Raw genomic sequence first — 21,014 nt, forward strand, 5'->3', positions numbered from 1 at the left:
GATGGATTTCCCACAGTTTGGGCGTCACAAAGCGCCCGAATGTCAATAACAGGACACATCAGAACAGCTCCGGCACGCAGTCATCGCCCTCAAGGCGATAAGCGCTAAAGTATTTCGCCACCCCAGGATCAACAGACCCGATTTGGGTCTCTTGATTCTCAAGATTGACTATTATTTGTGCAATCTCAGTGGTGTTTTCAGACGACAGGATGGATTTGCCCACCAAGCACAGATGCAACATGTCGCCCTCAATCACCTCAAGGTTGACGGTATCTTTTTCCATATTCGGCGCAACGAAACGAAACCTCGTTGACAGAGCTTCCCCGGATTGCCCCGCATCACCATTCACTGCAGTTGAGCGTTCCAAAAACCACACCACCATCCCAGAAGGTACGGCGATTTCCGTGCCTTTGGCCAAATCCCCGCCTTCAGGGCGAATCAATTCCAGCGTCAGACGAAATGACACCATCAAAAGAACCGCAAGAAGAACCGCTATGACCAACCAACGTTTCATTGCGCAACACCATGTTCTGGCATGCTTTCCCTGGTCGTCGCAAATTCAGCAGGTGAAACAAACTCTAGCAACTCGATATCATCTGATTTCTTCACAAAACGATGACGAAATCCCAGCTGTCGACATTCAAAAAATGCCCCCAGCCACACCTTTTCAAACGGCACAAAAACCGCGTGACAGATGATAAAAGCTGGATTGCTGTAAATGCAGGTCACTAAATTTCCCTCAACTGACATCGATGCGTTGCGGCATCGCGGTTTGCCAAGTGGTTGCTTCTCTTGCCTGCAACGCCTCTCCAAGCGGAGAACGAAACACCGCCAACATGACTTCACGCAAATCTTCTGCCCCCTTGATTTCAAAGAAATCCAGGAAAGCCAGAGGCAACGCCCCTGGTCCGAAAGTCAGCTCATCAAAGTCAATAGTTTCTGCCATCAGATCAAAGCGGAATGTTGTCGTGTTTTTTCCACGGGTTCTGCAGGCTTTTGCCGCGCAGAGACGCAAAGGCACGAGCCACGCGTTTGCGGGTGGATTGGGGCGTGATTACCTCATCAATGAAGCCCTTTTCAGCCGCCACGAATGGGTTGGCGAAGCGGTTTTCATAGTCGGCGGTGTGTTGCGCGATTTTCTCTGCGTCCCCCAGATCGGCACGGTGGATGATCTCGGTTGCACCTTTGGCCCCCATCACCGCGATTTCCGCAGTTGGCCAAGCGTAGTTGAAATCACCGCGCAGATGTTTGGACGACATAACGTCATAAGCACCGCCATAAGCTTTGCGCGTGATCACGGTCACTTTTGGCACCGTCGCTTCGCCATAAGCAAACAACAGTTTCGCGCCGTGTTTGATCACGCCACCATATTCCTGCGAGGTTCCCGGCAAAAAGCCAGGCACATCCACAAGCGTCAGGATCGGAATTTCGAACGCATCACAGAAACGCACAAAGCGCGCCGCCTTGCGGGAACTGTCGATGTCCAAACAACCCGCCAATACGGTAGGCTGATTTGCAACCACACCCACGGTGCCGCCTTCAAGACGAATGAAACCGGTCAGAATATTCTTGGCGAAATCTTCTTGGATCTCATAAAAGTCGCCTTCATCGGCCAGCTTATGGATCAATTCCTTCATGTCATAGGGCGCGTTTGGATTGTCCGGGATCAACGTATCCAGGCTTTCATCCAATCGTGCTGGGTCATCAAAGAACGGGCGCACAGGCGGTTTCTGACGGTTGTTCAATGGCAGAAAATCGACCAAGCGGCGCACCTCTGCGAGGGCCTCAACGTCATTTTCAAACGCACCATCCGCAACAGATGATTTCTTCGTATGGGTGGATGCACCACCCAGTTCTTCCGCTGTAACCACTTCATTGGTCACGGTTTTCACAACATCAGGGCCGGTCACAAACATGTAAGAGCTGTCTTTAACCATGAAGATAAAGTCGGTCATCGCAGGCGAATAAACCGCGCCACCAGCACAAGGCCCCATGATCAGCGAGATTTGCGGTACAACGCCTGACGCCATCACATTGCGCTGGAACACTTCCGCATACCCCGCAAGCGACGCAACACCTTCTTGGATACGCGCACCGCCAGAATCGTTGATCCCAATCACAGGCGCGCCGTTTTGCATCGCCATATCCATGATTTTGCAGATCTTCTGCGCATGGGTTTCAGACAGCGACCCACCAAAGACAGTGAAGTCTTGTGAAAACACATAAACCATGCGCCCGTTAATCGTGCCCCATCCCGTGACAACACCGTCGCCAGCCGGACGGTCTTTTTCCATGCCAAAGTCAGTGCAACGGTGGGCAACGAACATGTCGAACTCTTCAAAACTGTCTTCATCCAGCAGCAGGTCAATGCGTTCACGCGCGGTGAGCTTGCCCTTTTTGTGCTGACTTTCAATCCGACGCGCGCCTCCGCCCTGACGGGCCTCTTCGCGACGGCTTTCAAGTTCCTGAAGAATGTCTTTCATGTCGGGGCTCCCGGTGTTGCTGCCGCATCGATCACATGCGGGTATCTGCAGTTCGGGCTAAGTTAACGGATAAACGGGAGGTTAAGGAAGGGAAAATGAGAATATTTGCAAATACAGCCGCTCATTAATATCGTAAATTGAATATCTGCAAATAAATTCCCCACATCAATGCGGAAAACGGCATCGAACGTCGGGTTCATTGGCGAACCAGTTAGGAACAAATTGGAAAGCCTGTGTGAAGGGTATTTACAATCAAATCAACAGGCACGGCGCTTACCGTACTACTACGCACTGGACTCTCCCGCGCAATCAGCTCATCAATTGACAATGTCAACAACAGCACATTCCCGTCCGGTCATCCGATACCTCGACAAAACCACACCGCCTCACATATCGACCCTCATCTTGATGGTAGGCGTCTCGACGCTGACGATGAATATTTTTCTGCCCTCGCTTCAAGGCATGGCGGATTATTTCGATGTGGACTATCGGGTCATGCAGCTGTCTGTCGCCCTGTACCTGGGAATGAATGCGGTGATGCAACTGATTGTTGGGCCGATCTCTGATCGGTTTGGCCGCCGCCCAGTGGTGCTGACGGCCATCGTATTGTTCATCCTGATGTCTCTGGGCTGTATCTTTGCGCCCAATGCAACGGTATTTCTGTGCTTTCGCATGGCGCAAGCGGTGATCGTGACAGCGATGGTCCTGTCCCGCGCCATCATCCGCGATATGGTGCCCGCCAGCGAAGCCGCGTCAATGATGGGATATGTGACCATGGGCATGGCAGTGATCCCAATGATCGCACCAGGCGTTGGTGGGATCCTGGACACGCTTTGGGGATGGCAGGCAAGCTTTTGGGTCATGGCTTTGACCGGGGTCGCGCTTTTAATCATTTGCTGGAAAGACCAAGGCGAAACCGCCGTGCGCCGCGAGGGCGGGTTCAGGCGTCAAGTGCAGGATATGCCCGAATTGCTGATGTCACCAAGGTTCTGGGGATACGCCACTTGCTCGGCCCTGACTGCAGGTGCCTTCTTTTCCTATCTCGGCGGGGCCACCTTTGTTGGTGAAGAACTGTTCCACATGAGTAAAATCAAACTGGGGTTCTTCTTTGGTGCGCCTGCGATTGGATATATGGCCGGGAACTATATTTCGGGACGCTATTCCGTGCGCATCGGCATCACGCGCATGATCGCAACAGGCACCTGCCTTGGTGCGCTTGGCACAGGCGTGTCCCTGCTGATTTTCGTCACAGGATATGGCAGCGAACACACGTTCTTTGGCTTCATGATCTTTGTAGGTCTGGGCAATGGTATGGTCATTCCCAATGCCACTGCCGGGGCTTTATCCGTGCGCCCGCATTTGGCCGGATCTGCGTCAGGCCTGTCCGGTTCCATCATGCTGGCTGGGGGGGCCGCCCTATCGGCCCTGGCGGGCAGCTTGCTGACACATGACACCGGTGCAACCCCGCTTTTGTGGATGATGTTCTTGGTCACGGCGGCTGCGGGCGTTGTCATCCTTTTGGTGGCACGTCGCGATGCCAAATTGGCAACCTTGCAATAGGAAGTTTGCAAATGCCATAAGTGTGCCAGCAAACTTGCAAAGCGAGACCAGCCATGGCGATTCAAAAACTATACGCAGGCGCAAAACTACGTGAAATCCGCACGGGCCTTGGCCTGACGCAAAAAATGTTTGCGGAAAAGCTGTCTGTGTCGCTGCCCTACCTGAACCAGATGGAAAACAACAACCGGCCTGTGTCGACCGGCGTGGTTTTGGCCTTGGCGCGCGAATTTGGTTATGACGTGACAGAACTGTCCACGGGTGATGGTGAACGTATGGTTAGCGACATGCGTGAAGCCCTGGCGGACCCGGTATTTTCCGACGGCAACGACGCCCTGCATGAGGTCGGTGTGCCTTTGGCCGATCTGCGCCTTGCTGCATCAAACGCCCCCGCATTGGCCCGTGCTTTCTTGAACTTGCATGGCGCTTATCGCCAAAGCCAGGAGCGGCTTGCGGCCCTGGATGAAGCCCTTGGCGGGCAAAGCACTGGCGCGACCACAAGCCCTTGGGAAGAGGTGCGTGACTTCTTTCATTATTGCGACAATTACGTTGATGCGATTGACCGCGCGGCTGAACATTTTGCCATGCCAAAGGGGCACGGCCAGAACATTGACGCCCTGATACATGACACGCTGATCCGATTGGGTATTGATCTTGTTTTGTCAGATGATGCGCCCCTGCGCCAATATGATCCGGCGACGCGATGCCTGACAATCTCACGCCGCGCAGCCCCTGAAACTCGCCGTTTCCAGGCCTTGTTGCAAATTGCCTTGCTGACCCAGAATGACCTTTTGGAAGCAACCCTTGATCTCGCCCGCTTTCAGTCGGATGCGTCGCGATCCATCGCGAAAATGGGGCTGGCGAATTACTTTGCCGGGGCCGCGTTGATGCCCTATGTGGCCTTTCGCCAAGCAACCCAAGACACACGCCACGATTTGGAACGCCTTGCGGATTTGTTTAGTGCTTCAATCGAACAGGTGGCCCATCGCCTATCCACCCTGCAACGCAAGGGCGCCAAAGGCGTGCCGTTCTTCTTTGTGCGTGTGGATCAAGCTGGCACGATCACCAAACGCCATTCTGCGACTCTGTTGCAATTTGCCCGCTATGGCGGGGCTTGCCCGCTGTGGAACGTGCACCAAGCCTTTGAAACCCCAGGACGTTTTCTGCGGCAACTGGCAGAGACACCCGACGGGGTGCGCTATCTTTGCCTTGCGCGCGATGTGTCAAAAAGCGGGGGCAGCTTTACCGCCCCAACCCGAAGATATGCCATTGGTCTGGGTTGCGAAGTCAAACACGCGGATGCGCTGATTTACGCAGATGACATGGATTTAGGTCAAGGTCCATTTGAACCCATCGGGATCTCGTGCCGGATTTGCGAACGTGAACGATGCCATCAACGGTCTGTCCCCCCCCTTGAACGTCAACTGTCAGTCGATCCAGATCGGCGCGGCGTTCTGCCTTACAAAGTGATACGTTAATATGAAAAGCATTCTAACAATCTCGGCCCTTGGGCTTATCGCATATTTCGGCCTTGGGCGTTTTGAACGCAGCATGATCTGGCCACTTGATCCAGCACATGTCACGCCACAACAAGCCGGCGTGGACGCAACTGAGCACCTGTTAACCATGCAAGATGGGACCAAGATCGTCACTTGGGCGGCACCACCTGCCCCGGGCAAACCGACGGTGCTGTATTTCCATGGCAACGCCGGAAACCTTGCAGGTCGGGCATGGCGGTTTAGGTGGTTTATCGATCAGGGTTACGGCCTGGTCGCCATGTCCTATCGCGGATCATCGGGCAGCGGCGGCAAAGCTGTTGAACGCAATATTTCAAGTGATGCGCGCGAGATCTACGATCAAATCGGCACGCTGACCGGCGCGCAAAACCAAAGTATCATGATCTACGGGGAAAGTATCGGAGGTGCAGTTGGCACGGCTCTTGCCGCTGAATTGCAGGATGACCCTCAGCTTTCCGGGCTTGTACTGGAGGCCCCCTTCACTGCGATCCCTCACATGGTCCGTCGCAGTTTTCCGCAATTCCGTCCACTCATGTTTGCGTTGAAAAATCGCTTCCCCACAGAAGAGCGCGTTCACAATATCGAAACACCCCTTCTGGTGATCCATGGTACCGATGATCGGGTTATTCCCTTCGACATGGGGCAGTCCGTGTTTGCAGCGGGGGCAAGCCCCAATAAGATCTTTATTGAAATACCGGGCGGCGGCCATGACGATACTTGGCGTCCATTTGTCGTGGAAAAGCTTGACCAATTCCTCATGAACGCTCAGGTTTTAATTTCTGGCGAATAACGCTCAAAGGATACCCGCATGGAACTGAATGACACCATCGTAATTGCTGCCCCCCGTGATGTGGTCTGGGCGCATCTTAATTCTGCAGATACGTTGCGCGCGTCCATCCCTGGCTGTGAAGAACTGGAAGGGTCACCCGAAGATGGGTTTTCCGCCACGGTGAAAGCCAAAGTCGGCCCCGTTCGCGCGACCTTCAAAGGCGCGGTGGAGCTGTCAGAGATCAACGCCCCGGAAAGTTATGTGATCACTGGCGAAGGCAAAGGCGGCGTTGCGGGATTCGCATCTGGCGTTGCGAAGGTCAGCCTGGCGGACCATGAGGACGGCACAGCACTAACCTATGATGTCACCGCGAAAGTTGGCGGCAAGCTGGCGCAACTCGGGAACCGACTGGTCGGCGGGTTTGCCCGCAAGATGTCAGATCAGTTCTTTGAGAACTTTAAAGACGCGGTTGAGGAAAGTTAGATCACTTTGATGGCAGCCATCACACCTTTGCCAAGGCCGATTTGAACCTGTCCGGTAGATCTGTGGATGTGCGTTCATTTGCATCGTAATTCGCTTCATTCAGCGCAAATGCATCGCCCGTTTCCCAGTCAAACAAAGACCGCTGAATGGTGCTAAGCTCACCTTGGTAAATATGGATTCCCCGTGCGATCGCATCATCTGCGGCGATCACCGCATGCACACCGTCAGGACCCAGTGACAAAACCTCGCCAGCGGAAACACGTTTCGCCTTGGCGATCTCCAACTGATCCCCACCGGTTTTCAGCAAAAAGTTACACTGCGCGCCTTCGAAAACCGCAATATGGGCATTAACTTTGTGTTCATGCGGGGGAACCGCTGTGTCAGGCGTGAACTGAGTGTACCAAAGCGACAAGTTTTCGTCTTCATACAGCATGGTTTCTTCATCCAAGTCGAACGCATCAGCCAAAGCTGCGGGCTCAGAGACCAATTTTTGCAACAGCGCCCGGATCGCCTGTGTGGGCTTTTCAGACGTCGCAGCTTCTTTTGCCTGTGTGATCAAGGTCTCGATAAAATCGCTCATAGCTCTCTCCCCTTTTTGTTACAGTATGGCAGAAATTTCCCCGTGCAGAAATAACATCCGCGACAAAATAAAAACACCGGCGCCTCGCCAGACGTCGGTGTTACGAGGCAAGTCACTGCGCACATCCGGGGAGATAAAATGCAGTGGCCCGCCTGTTCTTTAAGGCGCAATTATGCGCTGATCAGACCCCAAATTTCGTCCTTCAGGGCCAAACGCTGTTTGCGCAGCTCGGCCATATGCAGATCATCGGTTGGCTCAATGTCGGTCTCTGCACGGTGCACCGCGCGGTTGAGATCATGGTATTCGTCCGCAAGCTTGGCAAAATGCGCATTGCCCTGCTTCAGTTCGCCCATCTTTTCGACGTATTCGGGAAACTCTTCCGCCAGCTCATGTGGTGTATGGGACATTGTTTGCTCTCCTGTTTTCCTCAGTTGATTCTAAAGATAAAGCGCGTCTGAATTTCTTCTTTGATGCGGATCAAACATTTGCCCCCAGACAAAATAAAACGGACCCGAAGGCCCGTTTTTGCATTTTAACGTTGGCTGTTTTCCCAATCCGGATGGATCCAGGGTTCGTCATTGGAGGGCGCCAAAGGATCCAGCCCCAAGATGTGGTCCGACATTTTTTCACCCACCATGATTGACGGCCCGTTCAAGTTGCCGTTGGTGATCTGCGGGAAGATTGAACTGTCTGCAACACGCAGCCCATCAACGCCGATCACCCGGCCTTCGGGATCAACCACAGACATCGGATCATCCGCCGCGCCCATCTTACAGGTGCCACAGGGGTGATAGGCGCTTTCCGCATGTTCACGAATAAAATCATCCAGCTGTTCATCGGTGACCTGATCGCTGCCTGGCTGAATTTCGTGTTTGACGTGATGCTTCATTGCATCCTGCTGAAACACTTCACGGGTCAGGCGCAGACATTGACGGAAGTCGACCCAATCCTGTTCCTGCGACATGTAGTTAAAGAAAATGCGCGGTGGTTCTTTAGGATCCGCAGATTTCAACGTGATTTCACCACGAGATGGGCTGCGCATGGGGCCAACATGGGCTTGGAAACCATGGCCTTCCGCTGCCGCTTGACCATCATAACGCACAGCGATCGGCAAGAAATGATACTGAATATCTGGGTAGGTCAGCCCCTTGCGCGACCGAATAAAGGCTGCGGATTCAAACTGGTTCGATGCCCCTAGGCCTTTCTTAGTAAACAGCCACTGCGCCCCGATCAGACCCTTCCAGAACAATGTCCAATAGGTGAACAGCGTGATTGGTTTCTTCGCGGCAAACTGAAAATACACCTCAAGGTGATCTTGCAGGTTTTTCCCCACACCTGGGCGATCTGCGATCACTTCAATCCCGTGTTCTTTCAGATGATCAGCCGGACCAATGCCCGACAACATCAACAGCTTGGGCGAGTTGATAGAACTCGCCGAAATGATCACTTCGCGACGCGCCTTCACAGTCATCGACTTACGGCCCTGCATGATCTGCACGCCGGTCGCGCGCCCATCTTCAATGATGATTTTTTCTGCCATGCCTTTGACGATTTCACAGTTTCCGGTTTCCTGCGCGGGCCGCAGATAGGCATTCGCCGCAGACCAGCGACGCCCTTTCCAAACGGTCTGCTCCATCGGGCCAAAGCCTTCTTGTTTTTGACCGTTGTAATCATCTGTGGTTTCATAGCCGGCCTGCTTGCCCGCTTTCACAAAAGCCGCATGCAACGGGTTGTTGCGCGGACCACGGGACACATGCAACGGGCCATCTTTGCCGCGCCATTCAGCGTCACCACCCTGGCCGCTTTCGTGCCATGTTTCCATACGCTTATAATACGGAAGCACATCAGCATAAGACCAACCAGCAGCCCCCATTTCAGCCCAGGTATCAAAGTCATGCGCATGACCGCGCACGTAAACCATGCCATTGATGGAACTCGACCCACCGATAACTTTACCGCGCGGCGTGGCCAGTTGACGGTTGTCTAGATTGGGCTCAGGTTCCGACTGAAACCCCCAGTCATACATCGACATATTCATCGGATAGGACAGCGCCGCAGGCATCTGAATGAACGGCCCAGCATCGGTGCCACCGTATTCAATCACCATGACAGAGGCCCCGCTTTTCGCGAGACGATACGCCATCGCACAACCCGCAGAGCCAGCACCAACAATTACAAAATCAGCTTCCATTTTCATCACTCAGTCAATGGGCGGGCCCGAACGGGCCCCGCCCGTAAGGGAGGGGAGAGTGCGCGGTTTAAAACGGCGCTTCGACATCGTTCATGCTGACGTAAACCATCTTCATTTCTGAATAATGGTTGATTGCCAGTTTCGAATTTTCACGTCCAACACCAGACGCCTTAGAGCCACCGAAGGGGGCTTCAACCGGGGCAAGATTATAGGTATTGATGAAACATGTACCGGCCTCAAACCCGGCCGCAATGCGGTGACCACGTGTCAAATCGGCGGTGAACACACCTGCGGCAAGACCGAATTCTGTGTCATTCGCACGCGCCAAAGCTTCGTCTTCATCGTCGAAATCAAGAACAGACATCACGGGACCGAAGATTTCTTCGCGTGCGATCGCCATGTCGTCTTTTACATCCGCAAAAACCACGGGATCGACCCAGAAACCATCCTTTTCCGGATAGGTTCCGCCGGTGACCAAACGTGCACCTTCCTCAAGACCAAGGGCGACGTATTTCTTGACGATGTTCAGCTGGTTTTCATTCACCATCGGGCCAAAGTTCACTTCCGGATCCATCGGGTCACCCATCTTCACACCCGCTTCCAGACGCTCGGACAGGCGCGCAAGAAACGCTTCTTTGATGCCCTTTTGCACAAACACACGCGTGCCGTTGGAACAGACCTGACCGGTGGAATAGAAGTTCGCCAAAATCGCGCCAGACACGGCGTTCTCAAGGTCGGCATCATCAAAGATGATCAGCGGAGATTTGCCGCCAAGTTCCATCGTGACGTGCTTCATTTCAGCCGCCGCAGCCGCGTAAACTTTCTTACCGGTTGGTACAGAACCCGTCAGGGAAACCTTCGCAACACGTGGATCGGTGACAAGGCTTGCACCCACGGCGCCGTAACCTTGCACAACGTTATAAACGCCCTTAGGCGCGCCAGCTTCCATCATGATTTCAGCGACTTGAAGGGCGCAAAGCGGGGTGAACTCAGACGGTTTGAACACGATGGTGTTGCCACAAGCAAGCGCAGGTGCGCCTTTCCAACAGGCGATTTGCGTTGGATAGTTCCAAGCCCCAATACCCACACAAACGCCAAGCGCTTCGCGGATGGTGTAGGCGAAATCACCGCCGCCAAGAGGGATATGTTCACCGGTCAAAGACCCGGCCAAACCACCGAAATATTCCAAAGCGTCCGCACCAGAGGTCGCGTCAACAACGCTGGTTTCTTGATAGGGTTTGCCGGTGTCGTAGGTTTCCAAAATCGACAATTCATGGTTGCGTTCACGCATGATATCGGCGGCACGACGCAATACGCGACCGCGTTCTGTGCCAGACATGGCGGCCCATGCTTTTTGCGCGTCTTTGGCGGATTGCAACGCTTTATCAACGATTGCAGGCGTCGCGGCATAGACCGTCGCGATGACCTCGCCCGTGGCGGGGTAGATCACGGGGATCTCAGCGCCTGCGGTGTCTTCGACGTATTCGCCATCAATGAAGTGGCTGGCTTTTGGTGTTGTGGGATGTGTCATGTTTTAGTGCCTCCGGCGGGAGTATTTAAGGAAGGTGAAAGACGGGTGGCATCATTCCCCGCGGGGAAAACGTGCGTCGCCCTCAACATTGTCGAGGTTCATGTGATTGCGCATGTAGCGTTCAGATGCTTTTTGCAGCGGCTGGTAATCCCAAGGGAAATATTCGCCATTGCGCAGGGCTTCATAGACAACCCAGCGGCGCGCCTGGCTTTCGCGGACTTCGGCGTCGTACGCATCTAGATCCCAACGCGCTTCGGACTTGGCACGCAAGCTGTTCAATGTGGCAGCATGGGCAGGGTCATCAGCTAGGTTGGTTAATTCATGCGGATCATCGTCAAGGTTAAACAGCTGATCCGGGTCAAGCCCACAGCGGTTATATTTCCACTGGCCGTAACGCAGGGAAACCAGCGGCGCGTAAGATGCCTCGGCAGCATATTCAATCGCAACCGGGCTGTCGCGTTCAACGCCTTGCGTGATGGGCAGAATGTTTTCACCATCAACCCAGGGTTCAATTTCTGACAAGTCAAGGCCCGCGAGCGCACCCAAAGTTGGGGTCATATCCAACGTGGAAACCGGCGTGTCATAGCAACCGGGTGTCACGCCAGGGCCCGCGACCATAAAGGGCACGCGCGCTGAACCTTCATAGAAGTTCATCTTGAACCAAAGCCCGCGTTCGCCCAGCATATCACCGTGATCAGAGACGAACAAAATGGTCGCTTCCTGACGGGTGCTTTCCAGCGCTTCCAAAATTTCACCAATCTTATCATCAAGATAGGAGATGTTTGCGAAATAGGCGCGGCGCGACCGTTTGATATCGTCTTCCTGAATATCGAAGTTGCGCCAATCATTCGCATCAAAGATACGCTGCGCATGTGGGTCGTGGTCTTCATACGCCATAGCAGGGACTTCGGGCAGAAGATGTTCGCAATCTTCATACAAATCCCAATACTTCTTACGCGCCACATAGGGGTCATGTGGGTGGGTAAAGCTGACGGTCATGCACCACGGACGGTCGTCTTTTCCGCGCGCATAATCATAGACTTTGCGGGTCGCATTATAGGCGACTTCATCGTCGTATTCCATCTGGTTGGAGATCTCAGCAACGCCAGAACCCGTGACCGATCCCATGTTGTGATACCACCACTCAATACGTTCGCCCGGTTTGCGATAATCAGGCGTCCAGCCGAAATCAGCAGGGTAAATATCGGTGGTCAGGCGTTCTTCAAAACCATGCATCTGATCGGGGCCAACAAAGTGCATTTTACCGGACAGACAGGTTTGATAGCCCGCGCGGCGCAGGTGATGCGCGTAAGTGGGGATATCCGAGCGGAACTCAGCGGCGTTGTCATAAACGCCAGTACGGCGGGGCAATTGGCCAGACATAAAGCTGGCGCGACCCGGCGCACACAATGGGCTGGCGGTGTAGCAATTCTTGAAGCGCGCAGATTTTGCGGCAAGCTTTTTCAGGTTCGGCGCATGCAACCAGTCTGCCGGGCCATCCGGGAACAACGTTCCGTTCAGCTGATCCACCATCAAAATCAGGATGTTTTGCTTTTTATCGCTCATGGTTGTTGATCCCCCAACAATGCATTTAGATAGGTTACCACAATATCTGCGGCCCCTTCTGCGTCTTCTTCAATTTCGTGCAAGGCGCGCCGGATATAGTGGCCGTCAATCATTGCTGCCACGCCAGCTGCGGCATGATCTGCTTCTGCACCCAACAAGGGGCGCAAACCTGCCAATAGATTGGAATTCAAACGCTTTTGGTAGACCCGCAACAGACGGCGCGCCTCATCCGAGGTCTGCGCCAGCACGTAAAAATTCAACCACGCAGATACGACTTCTGGTCGAAAATGTCCTGGCTCAAAACTTGCTGCAATCACGGCCTCTACCCTATCACGCGGGGTTTTCACCACCGTCAATGCACCACGCACAGACGCCCCGTATAAAGACAAAGTATGACGCATTGCCGCGAGGAAGATTTGTTCTTTTCCGCCAAAATAATGGTGCGCAAGCGCCGAAGACATGCCCGCACGTTTCGCGATTTGAGACACCGTAACGTCAAGGGAACCCGCGCGCCCGATTTCTGCAATCGTCGCTTTCACCAAGGCATCCCGCCTGATAGGTTCCATCCCGAGCTTGGGCATATTTTTCTCCAAAAGACTTGCCATATAGCTTTCAATGATTTTAATTGACTCGTCAATCAAGAAAAAACCAGGGAGCCAAAAATGACTTTTAAGACTTCAGTATCCGCCCTCGCGCTGATCGCACTCGCAGGCCCAGCACTTGCAGATTGCGGCACTGTTACTTTCTCCGATGTGGGCTGGACCGACATTACCGCGACCACCGCTGTGACCACAACGATCCTAGAAGCGATCGGTTACGAGACCGACATTAAAGTTCTTTCCGTTCCTGTGACTTACGTGTCCATGGCCGAAGGCGACATCGACGTTTTCCTTGGCAACTGGATGCCAACCATGGAAGGTGACATCGCAGCATATCGCGAAGCTGGCACCGTTGATACCGTACGCGCAAACCTGCATGGAACCGCCTATACATTGGCGACAAACGCTGCGGGTGCGGCCCTTGGAATCGCGGATTTCAAAGACCTTGCAACACATGCTGACGCGCTTGACGGCACCATTTATGGCATCGAACCAGGCAACGACGGCAACCGCATCGTTATGGATCTGATCGAAGCCGACACATTCGGCATGTCCGCGCTGGAAGTTGTTGAAAGCTCTGAGCAAGGCATGCTGGCACAGGTTGAACGCGCTGACAGCAAGGGCGAACCAGTGATCTTCCTTGGTTGGGCGCCGCACCCAATGAATTCTAACTTCGACGTCACATATCTGACCGGTGGCGAAGAATGGTTCGGCGCGGAAGGTGACGTCTATACCAACACACGTGCGGGTTACGTTGCTGAATGCCCGAACGTTGGCAAAATGTTGACAAACCTCGAATTCTCACTGGCGATGGAAAACGAAGTCATGGGCGCAATTCTTGATGGTGGCGAAGAAGCAGACGACGCTGCCAAAACATGGATCACCGCGAACATGGATGCGGTTGAGCCTTGGCTTGCAGGCGTGACCACCAAAGACGGTGCCGACGCGTTTGCAGCTTTGAAGCACGCATTCGACATGTAAGTAATTCACAACAAATTCGAGCGGCCCTGGTGATCATCTGGGGCCGTTCACTTTAGATTAAGACACCACCGGGGAGGGTGCGCAATGAATTGGCTGACAGAGGAAAAAATACCTGTCGGGAAGTGGATGAAGGCCGCGTTTGAGTGGCTGAAAGATAATCTTTCCTGGTTTTTTGACGGTCTCGAGACCATGCTCTCTTGGGTGATCGACAGCACGGTTGAACTGCTGCAATACCCTCCAGCTCTTCTGATGGTTGTCATCTTCGCAGGCATCACTTGGCTGATCCAGAAAGATTGGAAACGCGTTGTCATCGTGACGCTGTGTTTCTTGTACGTGATCAATCAGGGCTATTGGGATGAGACCGCAGAAAGCCTGACATTGATCTTATATGCCGGTTTTTTCTGTATGGCTGTTGGTGTGCCTCTGGGCATTTATTTTGCCCACAACCCCCGCACCTATCGCGCGGTCGAACCCATCCTTGATATGATGCAAACCATCCCAACTTTTGTCTATCTGATCCCGATGATCGTTCTCTTTGGCATCGGCATGGTGCCGGGCCTTGTTGCGACGTTCATCTTCGTCGTTGCTGCCCCTATCCGCTTGACGCAATTGGGTGTTTCCCAAGTTCCTCTTGCCCTGAAAGAAGCTGCGCGCGCCTTTGGCGCCACCCCGCGTGAGACCCTATTCAAGGTTGAGCTACCCTATGCCTTTCCGCAAATCATGGCGGGTCTGAACCAGACCATCATGTTGGCCCTATCCATGGTTGTGATCGCCGGCCTTGTTGGTGCTGATGGCCTGGGCATCCCGGTGATCCGTGCGTTGAACACAGTGAACGCCGCCAAAGGTTTTGAAAGTGGCTTTGTGATTGTGGCCGTCGCAATTGCGCTTGATCGCATGTTGCGGGTGGAGACAAAATCATGAAAAACGCTGTAGAATTCGACAATGTATCCATCGTTTTTGGCGACAAACCACAAACGGCATTGCCCTTGATGGATGAAATGAAAACCCGTTCTGAAGTGCAGGTTGAAACCTGCCAGATCTTGGGCGTGCATGATTGCTCTATTGACGTGGCAGAAGGCGAAATCCTTGTTCTTATGGGACTCTCTGGATCTGGCAAGTCCACACTTTTGCGTGCGGTCAACGGGTTGAACCCCGTGGTGCGCGGCGCTGTGCGTGTAAACAATGGCCAGGAAATGGTCGATGTAACCAGCTGCAACGCCGCCACCCTGCGCGATGTACGGCAGAAACATGTGTCCATGGTCTTCCAACAATTTGGCCTGCTGCCCTGGCGCACTGTGCGTGAAAATGCGGGACTTGGGCTTGAACTTGCGGGCATGGAGAAGACGCAACGCAACGCAAAGGTTGACCAACAACTTGCGCTGGTTGGCCTGTCCGATTGGGCGGATCGCAAAGTTGGCGAATTGTCCGGTGGGATGCAACAGCGTGTGGGTCTGGCCCGCGCCTTTGCAACCGAAGCCCCAATTTTGCTGATGGACGAGCCATTTTCCGCGCTTGATCCGCTGATCCGCACGAAATTGCAGGATGAACTTTTGGATCTGCAACGCGATCTGAAACGCACCATCATCTTCGTAAGTCACGATCTGGACGAGGCCTTCAAACTGGGTGATCGTATCGCGATTATGGAAGGCGGGCGCATCGTGCAATGTGGCACCCCGCAGGAGATTTTCTCAAACCCTGCGAATGATTACGTGGCTGATTTCGTCGCCCATATGAACCCGCTTGGCGTGTTATGTGCGCGCGATGTGATGGTGCCGGTTACGGGCGATCCGGATCATTTTGTTGCGCCAGACATGGATATTCGCGACGTGATGGAATTGATCGGAGACAGCACAGAGTCAGTGGCTGTCAAAGATGGCGACGAGGTGATTGGCCAAATCACCAAGGATCGCGTGTTAAGCAAACTTCTCGACCCACGCAGTTAACCCCAACATGCCAGCGGGCGGTGAAAATCGCCCGCGCCTGCAATTTCCCCCATACACCATTGTCGCGCCCAGATCCGCATGCAACAGTAGAGCATGGAAAACGATACGACCCAGCCCGTCACCGATCCGGCATCCCCTGAATTGCCCCCTGAACTGACCGCCGAAGTACAAGGCTTTCTGGCCCAGCTTCAGGTGTTCATCGAAGGGCTGCTACGCCCCTATCAACTGTGGCAAGTCGCGATCACGGTCGCAGTCTTTATCGTCGCTTGGGGGCTTCAAGCATGGATCGCCCCACGCATACACGACTGGATGCGCGGCTTGGAAGGTCGCCCAAAATGGCAATTGCGGTGGTTGCTGATCCTGCATCGTCGCACGACTTTGATCTTATTTGTGATACTGCAATGGTCGGTCATTCTTTACATGCGAGAGGTACTAAACACCTTCCCATCCCGCACATATTTGCTGGCCCTGATAGGCACCGTCAGCTTCGCCTGGGTGGCAATCACACTTGCAACGATCGTCATCAAAAGCGAATTTCTGCGCCGCCTTGTACGCGGTGGCGGCTGGGCATGGGTGACCCTATATTACCTAGGCCTGCTCGACACGACCAGTAATATCCTCGATTCCGCAGCCGTTGATTTTGGCGATTTTCACCTGTCTATCCTTGTGGTTTTCAAAGCCGTCGCGGTTACGGGCCTGTTGATTTTTGGTGCCAAGCTGGTTTCCACGGCCACGGCAACCAAAGTGCGTTCCAATGAGGAAATCTCGCCTTCCATGCAGGTCTTGGTGGTGAAATTTGCGCAGATGGTCCTATATGGATCCGCGTTTTTTATCGGGCTGAAAGCCGTTGGTTTTGATCTAACAGGTCTTGCGGTTCTATCCGGTGCCATCGGTGTTGGCCTTGGCTTTGGTTTGCAAAAAGTTGTATCAAACCTTGTATCAGGCATCATTATTTTGCTCGATAAATCCATCAAACCTGGCGACGTGATTTCGCTGGGCGATACCTTTGGCTGGATCGACAGTTTGGGTGCGCGGTATGTGTCCGTGGTCACCCGTGATGGTCGTGAATATTTGATCCCGAATGAGGATTTGATCACGGGCCAAGTGGTGAATTGGTCGCATTCCAATGACCTTGTGCGGCTCGATATTTACTTTGGCACGGCCTATGGCTGTGATCCGCATGCCGTCCGCAAAATTGCGATTGATGCGGCAAAATCCGTTGGACGCGTGCTGACCGCCAAGGCACCCGTTTGCCATATCGTGGGATTTGGGGACAGTTCCGTTGACTATATTTTACGGTTTTGGATCACAGACCCAACCGGCGGGCTGACCAACATTCGCGGCAATGTATATCTGGCGCTTTGGGATGCGTTCAAGGAACATGGAATTGACCTTCCCTTTCCCCAACGTGAAGTGCGAATTTTGAACGAGAGCAACAATGACACACCCCAAATTATTGACTGAATATGACGCCTGCGATTTGGTTGAAATGTTGCAGGCACAAAAGGTCACCGTGCGCGCGGTGCTTGAGGCCTGTCTTGCGCGAATCACAACCATCAATCCATCAGTAAACGCAATTGTGTCGCTGCGCCCAAACGCCGATCTTTTGGCCGAGGCCGACGCGATGGATGCCGCAGGCCCGCGCCCGGATCAACCGCTTTGGGGATTGCCCATGGCGATCAAAGACCTCGAAGACACCAAGGGGCTGCGCAGCACCAGCGGTTCGCCTATCTTTACCGATCACATTCCCGACGCCGACAGCATCATGGTCGCGCGCTTGCGCGCCGCTGGTGTTCTGATCATCGGCAAAACAAACGTGCCCGAATTCGGTCTTGGCAGTCACAGTTACAACCCGATTTTCGGCGTCACGCGCAACCCATATGACACATCCACAAGTGCTGGCGGCTCCAGCGGCGGCGCGGCCGTAGCACTTGCAACGGGCATGGTTTCACTTGCGGATGGGTCAGACATGATGGGCAGTCTGCGCAACCCTGCGGGGTGGAACAACGTCTATGGGTTTCGCCCATCCGCGGGATTGGTTGCGAAAGATCCGCAGGGGGATGCTTGGTCACAAGGGCTGTCAACCAACGGCCCAATGGCCCGATCCCCGCGCGACATGGACATGATGTTGAAAGTCATCGGGCAACCCGATCCTCGACAACCGATCTCACTTCCCGCCTATAATGGTATGGAAAAGATTAACCCCAAAAATGTCACTATTGGCTGGATTAGAGACTGGTCTGGCTATCTTCCCATGGAAAATGGGGTGTTGGCACAATGCGAAGTGGCGCTTGATATCTTACGTAATCTTGGCTGTGAGATCGTCGAATATACACCAAAAATTGCACCCGAATCGCTATGGGACAGTTGGTGCATTTTGCGCAGCCATTCCGTCGCGCTAAGCTCAATTGCCTTGTATCGTGATCCACAGAAACGTGCCCATTTGAAAGACGCCCATGTTTGGGAAATTGAACGCGGCCTAAGTTATAGCACCACAGACATTCACCATGCCGGCATCATTCGTTCCGATTGGTTCCGCGAAATTGCGCGCCTCACACACATCAATTTACTGGCCCTACCATCCGCACAATTATTCCCCTTTAACGCCGATCTAGATTGGCCAAAATCCATCGCAGGCAAGCAGATGGACAGTTATCATCGTTGGATGGAAGTCGTCGTTCCCGCGTCATTGATCGGGCTTCCTGCGGTGTCTATCCCGGCCGGGTTCGGTGCGAAAAACCTGCCCATGGGATTGCAGTTGATCGGCAAAAACGCACAGGACGCACAGGTCCTGGGGCTTGCTGATCTATATCACCAAGCAACGCAACTTCCGCAAAACCACCCACCAAGGCCCGAATAAATAGTACAGCAGATGCCGATTGAGCTTTCGCGCGCGTGGTGATACCGTTAAAGGAAGCTCTGCGCCGAGCTTTTGCGGCGCGTTTTTAGGAGGGAAGACCCTGTCTCAATCTACAAGTGCGGCTGATAACGTAGTCGCGAAAGACGCCACTGCACAGTCGAAATCACTGCCCGAGGCAAACGCCCCTTCAAGCGCTGTGTTGCTTGAGAGCATTCTTACCTCTCTCGATGAGAACAAAGCCGAAGACATCGTGCAAATCGATCTGGCTGGAAAATCTGCAATCGCGGATCACATGGTCGTTTGTTCAGGTCGCTCAACACGCCAAGTGATCGGTATTGCTGAAAAGCTGGCTGACAAGCTGAAACACGACTTTGGACGTCTGTCCAAACTTGAAGGCAAAGACCAAGGCGATTGGGTTCTTGTCGATTCTGGCGATGTGATTGTTCATGTTTTCCGCCCTGAAGTGCGCGAGTTCTATCAGCTGGAAAAAATGTGGCTTGATCCAGGCTCCATGACTGACACCAACGCGTAATCTAGCGCGATGCGTGTTCAAATCTCTGCGGTCGGGCGTTTGCGCGCCGGACCGGAACGCACCCTTTTCGACGACTATCAAACACGGTTTGATCGCAGCGGCCGCGCCTTAGGTCTTGGTCCTCTGAACATGGCCGAAGTCGACGCGAAAAAGGGCGGCGGCATGACCGCCGAGGCCGTTCTGCTTGAACGTTCCATCCCCAAAGGCGCACGTATTTGCACCTTGGATGAACGCGGGAAAATCCTGACATCACCCGATTTCGCCAATAAGATCGCCGATCTTCGCGATGGCGGTGCGCAAGACTTATGTTTCATCATTGGTGGTGCGGATGGTATTGATCCATCCCTGCGGGCAAAAGCTGATTTCTCGATCAGTTTGGGGAAAATGGTTTGGCCCCACATGCTGGCACGTGTCATGCTGTCAGAACAATTGTATCGCGCGGCATCGATCCTGGCCGGAAGCCCATATCACCGCGTGTGATCCCCTTCGGATTTCAGCCAATATTTCAGTTTTTGCGCACCACGGGACAGCGCTCTGCCCCCGGGCGTAAGGAAAAAATATCGTTGCACGCCGGGAACTGGTGGGAAAAGCGGACAGGCCTTCAAACCCAACGCCTGAACCAAATCATCACTGGCTGGCGCACGTGCCAAAGCAAAACCAAGCCCCTGCCCCGCGAACGAAAACGCAAGCGGCGTTGAATCCACCATCCTTAAATCCATGTCACGCATATCCACATCCGGTTGGGTCGCCAACACCTGATGCCATCCAGATCGATGTGCCGCCACCTCATACAAACCATGCGATGTCAGATCCTGCGCCGACTGCACGCCCGCAACCATTTCCGGCCTTGCCACAACCCGCAATGTTTCGCGCAGGAAAGGTTCAGCCGTATCCGCAAAATCTGTCACTGAACCAAAGGCAATCTGCAAATCAGGTTCACGCCCGGGAAGGATCGTCCGAAAGTCTGACAATGTTTCGCCGGTGATCAAGTTAACCCGCATGCCTGGGTTGGCCTCTTCAAAAGCGGCAAGCCGGGATGGCAGCCAACTCATGGCCAATAACGAAACCGCCTGCAATGTGATCGACTTCTGATCTTGCCCACCGAACAGGGCGGCGGCGGTGGTTTCCACCGATGCCAAGGCTTGCTGCACCACGGGCAGAAACGCTGCACCCGCCGGGGTTAGCTGCACTTTTTGAGGGCCACGTACGAACAATTGACGCCCCAAATGATCCTCCAAAGCGCGCACTTGTTGGCTGACGGCGGGCGCGCTGAGGTTGAGTTTTTCAGCTGCTCGCGCAAAGCTTTCTTCACGCGCGGCCGCTTCAAACACGCGCAACCAATTGAGGGATGGAATTCGAGAATGGCCCATGTCGCAGGCTAAGCTCAGCTTTCCCTAAGTCGCAAGACATATTTCTTTCCTT

22 protein-coding genes are annotated in these 21,014 nt (G+C 53.8%); 11 read left to right on the forward strand and 11 right to left on the reverse strand.

From position 1 onward, the window contains the following. Positions 1-58: 58 nt before the first annotated feature. From RJ38_RS16120 to RJ38_RS16135, 4 genes are read right to left on the reverse strand one after another with little or no spacing between them, the layout of a single operon-like run. Entirely contained in the window at positions 59-514 is a 456-nt protein-coding gene (locus RJ38_RS16120; protein ID WP_039019904.1) for a DUF6497 family protein, read from the reverse strand. After that, on the reverse strand, positions 511-750 hold the full coding sequence (locus RJ38_RS16125) for a cupin domain-containing protein (RefSeq protein ID WP_156121910.1): 240 nt from the start codon (positions 748-750) through the stop codon (positions 511-513). Before RJ38_RS16125 ends, RJ38_RS16120 begins: the two co-directional genes overlap by 4 nt. Beyond that, complete coding sequence (locus RJ38_RS16130; RefSeq protein WP_039019906.1) at positions 740-946, reverse strand: hypothetical protein; 207 nt, start codon at positions 944-946, stop codon at positions 740-742. The genes RJ38_RS16125 and RJ38_RS16130 overlap by 11 nt, the downstream gene beginning before the upstream one ends. Positions 947-950: 4 nt before the next feature. Continuing rightward, positions 951-2,483: an acyl-CoA carboxylase subunit beta gene (locus tag RJ38_RS16135; protein ID WP_039019907.1), complete on the reverse strand. Its 1,533-nt coding sequence runs from the start codon at positions 2,481-2,483 to the stop codon at positions 951-953. 327 nt (positions 2,484-2,810) lie between these two features. On the opposite strand from RJ38_RS16135, the gene RJ38_RS16140 reads away from it, so the two are divergent. Genes RJ38_RS16140 through RJ38_RS16155 form a run of 4 tightly spaced genes read left to right on the forward strand, consistent with a single transcriptional unit; the run spans position 2,811 to position 6,809 of the window. Then, positions 2,811-4,043: a multidrug effflux MFS transporter gene (locus RJ38_RS16140; RefSeq protein WP_052245490.1), complete on the forward strand. Its 1,233-nt coding sequence runs from the start codon at positions 2,811-2,813 to the stop codon at positions 4,041-4,043. Positions 4,044-4,096: 53 nt separating this feature from the next. Beyond that, positions 4,097-5,518, forward strand: a complete 1,422-nt coding sequence (locus tag RJ38_RS16145) for a helix-turn-helix domain-containing protein (RefSeq protein ID WP_039019908.1) — start codon at positions 4,097-4,099, stop codon at positions 5,516-5,518. Between the two features lies 1 nt (position 5,519). Next, positions 5,520-6,347: an alpha/beta hydrolase gene (locus tag RJ38_RS16150; protein ID WP_039019909.1), complete on the forward strand. Its 828-nt coding sequence runs from the start codon at positions 5,520-5,522 to the stop codon at positions 6,345-6,347. Positions 6,348-6,365: 18 nt separating this feature from the next. Beyond that, positions 6,366-6,809: an SRPBCC family protein gene (locus RJ38_RS16155; protein ID WP_039019910.1), complete on the forward strand. Its 444-nt coding sequence runs from the start codon at positions 6,366-6,368 to the stop codon at positions 6,807-6,809. 19 nt (positions 6,810-6,828) lie between these two features. On the opposite strand, the gene RJ38_RS16160 is transcribed toward RJ38_RS16155, so the two are convergent. The 6 genes from RJ38_RS16160 to betI all read right to left on the reverse strand — a co-directional run bounded on the left by RJ38_RS16160 (position 6,829) and on the right by betI (position 13,258). Then, positions 6,829-7,389 (reverse strand): hypothetical protein, encoded by a 561-nt coding sequence (locus RJ38_RS16160; RefSeq protein ID WP_039019911.1) that lies wholly within the window; start codon positions 7,387-7,389, stop codon positions 6,829-6,831. Positions 7,390-7,559: 170 nt separating this feature from the next. Next, on the reverse strand, positions 7,560-7,796 hold the full coding sequence (locus tag RJ38_RS16165; RefSeq protein WP_039019912.1) for an HP1242/YdcH family protein: 237 nt from the start codon (positions 7,794-7,796) through the stop codon (positions 7,560-7,562). A 125-nt stretch (positions 7,797-7,921) separates the two neighbouring features. After that, complete coding sequence (gene betA / locus RJ38_RS16170) at positions 7,922-9,580, reverse strand: choline dehydrogenase (protein WP_039019913.1); 1,659 nt, start codon at positions 9,578-9,580, stop codon at positions 7,922-7,924. A 67-nt stretch (positions 9,581-9,647) separates the two neighbouring features. Then, the gene (gene betB, locus RJ38_RS16175) at positions 9,648-11,111 is read right to left on the reverse strand and encodes a betaine-aldehyde dehydrogenase (protein WP_039019914.1); all 1,464 of its coding nucleotides are present in this window, start codon (positions 11,109-11,111) and stop codon (positions 9,648-9,650) included. Between the two features lie 51 nt (positions 11,112-11,162). Further along, the gene (gene betC, locus RJ38_RS16180; protein WP_039019915.1) at positions 11,163-12,677 is read right to left on the reverse strand and encodes a choline-sulfatase; all 1,515 of its coding nucleotides are present in this window, start codon (positions 12,675-12,677) and stop codon (positions 11,163-11,165) included. Then, on the reverse strand, positions 12,674-13,258 hold the full coding sequence (betI, locus tag RJ38_RS16185; protein ID WP_156121911.1) for a transcriptional regulator BetI: 585 nt from the start codon (positions 13,256-13,258) through the stop codon (positions 12,674-12,676). Before betI ends, betC begins: the two co-directional genes overlap by 4 nt. Before the next feature lie 81 nt (positions 13,259-13,339). On the opposite strand from betI, the gene choX reads away from it, so the two are divergent. The 7 genes from choX (at position 13,340) to rlmH (ending at position 20,072) form a co-directional block, all read left to right on the forward strand. Continuing rightward, positions 13,340-14,257, forward strand: a complete 918-nt coding sequence (gene choX, locus RJ38_RS16190) for a choline ABC transporter substrate-binding protein (RefSeq protein ID WP_039019916.1) — start codon at positions 13,340-13,342, stop codon at positions 14,255-14,257. 84 nt (positions 14,258-14,341) lie between these two features. Further along, entirely contained in the window at positions 14,342-15,178 is an 837-nt protein-coding gene (choW, locus tag RJ38_RS16195) for a choline ABC transporter permease subunit (protein WP_039019917.1), read from the forward strand. Further along, on the forward strand, positions 15,175-16,200 hold the full coding sequence (gene choV / locus RJ38_RS16200; protein ID WP_039019918.1) for a choline ABC transporter ATP-binding protein: 1,026 nt from the start codon (positions 15,175-15,177) through the stop codon (positions 16,198-16,200). Before choW ends, choV begins: the two co-directional genes overlap by 4 nt. Positions 16,201-16,293: 93 nt before the next feature. Then, a complete protein-coding gene (locus RJ38_RS16205; RefSeq protein ID WP_082005804.1) occupies positions 16,294-17,664 on the forward strand; it encodes a mechanosensitive ion channel family protein in 1,371 nt (456 codons plus the stop codon). Further along, the gene (locus RJ38_RS16210; protein WP_082005805.1) at positions 17,639-19,060 is read left to right on the forward strand and encodes an amidase; all 1,422 of its coding nucleotides are present in this window, start codon (positions 17,639-17,641) and stop codon (positions 19,058-19,060) included. The genes RJ38_RS16205 and RJ38_RS16210 overlap by 26 nt, the downstream gene beginning before the upstream one ends. 166 nt (positions 19,061-19,226) lie before the next feature. Further along, complete coding sequence (gene rsfS, locus RJ38_RS16215) at positions 19,227-19,592, forward strand: ribosome silencing factor (protein WP_039019963.1); 366 nt, start codon at positions 19,227-19,229, stop codon at positions 19,590-19,592. 9 nt (positions 19,593-19,601) lie between these two features. After that, positions 19,602-20,072 carry a 23S rRNA (pseudouridine(1915)-N(3))-methyltransferase RlmH gene (gene rlmH, locus RJ38_RS16220; RefSeq protein WP_039019919.1) on the forward strand — a complete coding sequence of 157 codons (471 nt, stop codon included), beginning with the start codon at positions 19,602-19,604 and terminating at the stop codon, positions 20,070-20,072. Here the strand turns inward: rlmH and RJ38_RS16225 are convergent. Further along, the gene (locus RJ38_RS16225) at positions 20,060-20,962 is read right to left on the reverse strand and encodes a LysR family transcriptional regulator (protein ID WP_039019920.1); all 903 of its coding nucleotides are present in this window, start codon (positions 20,960-20,962) and stop codon (positions 20,060-20,062) included. The two genes, rlmH and RJ38_RS16225, sit on opposite strands and share 13 nt — an antisense overlap. Positions 20,963-21,014: the final 52 nt, after the last annotated feature.

Origin of the sequence: Halocynthiibacter namhaensis (assembly GCF_000812685.1) — a bacterium.
Classification (GTDB): domain Bacteria; phylum Pseudomonadota; class Alphaproteobacteria; order Rhodobacterales; family Rhodobacteraceae; genus Halocynthiibacter; species Halocynthiibacter namhaensis.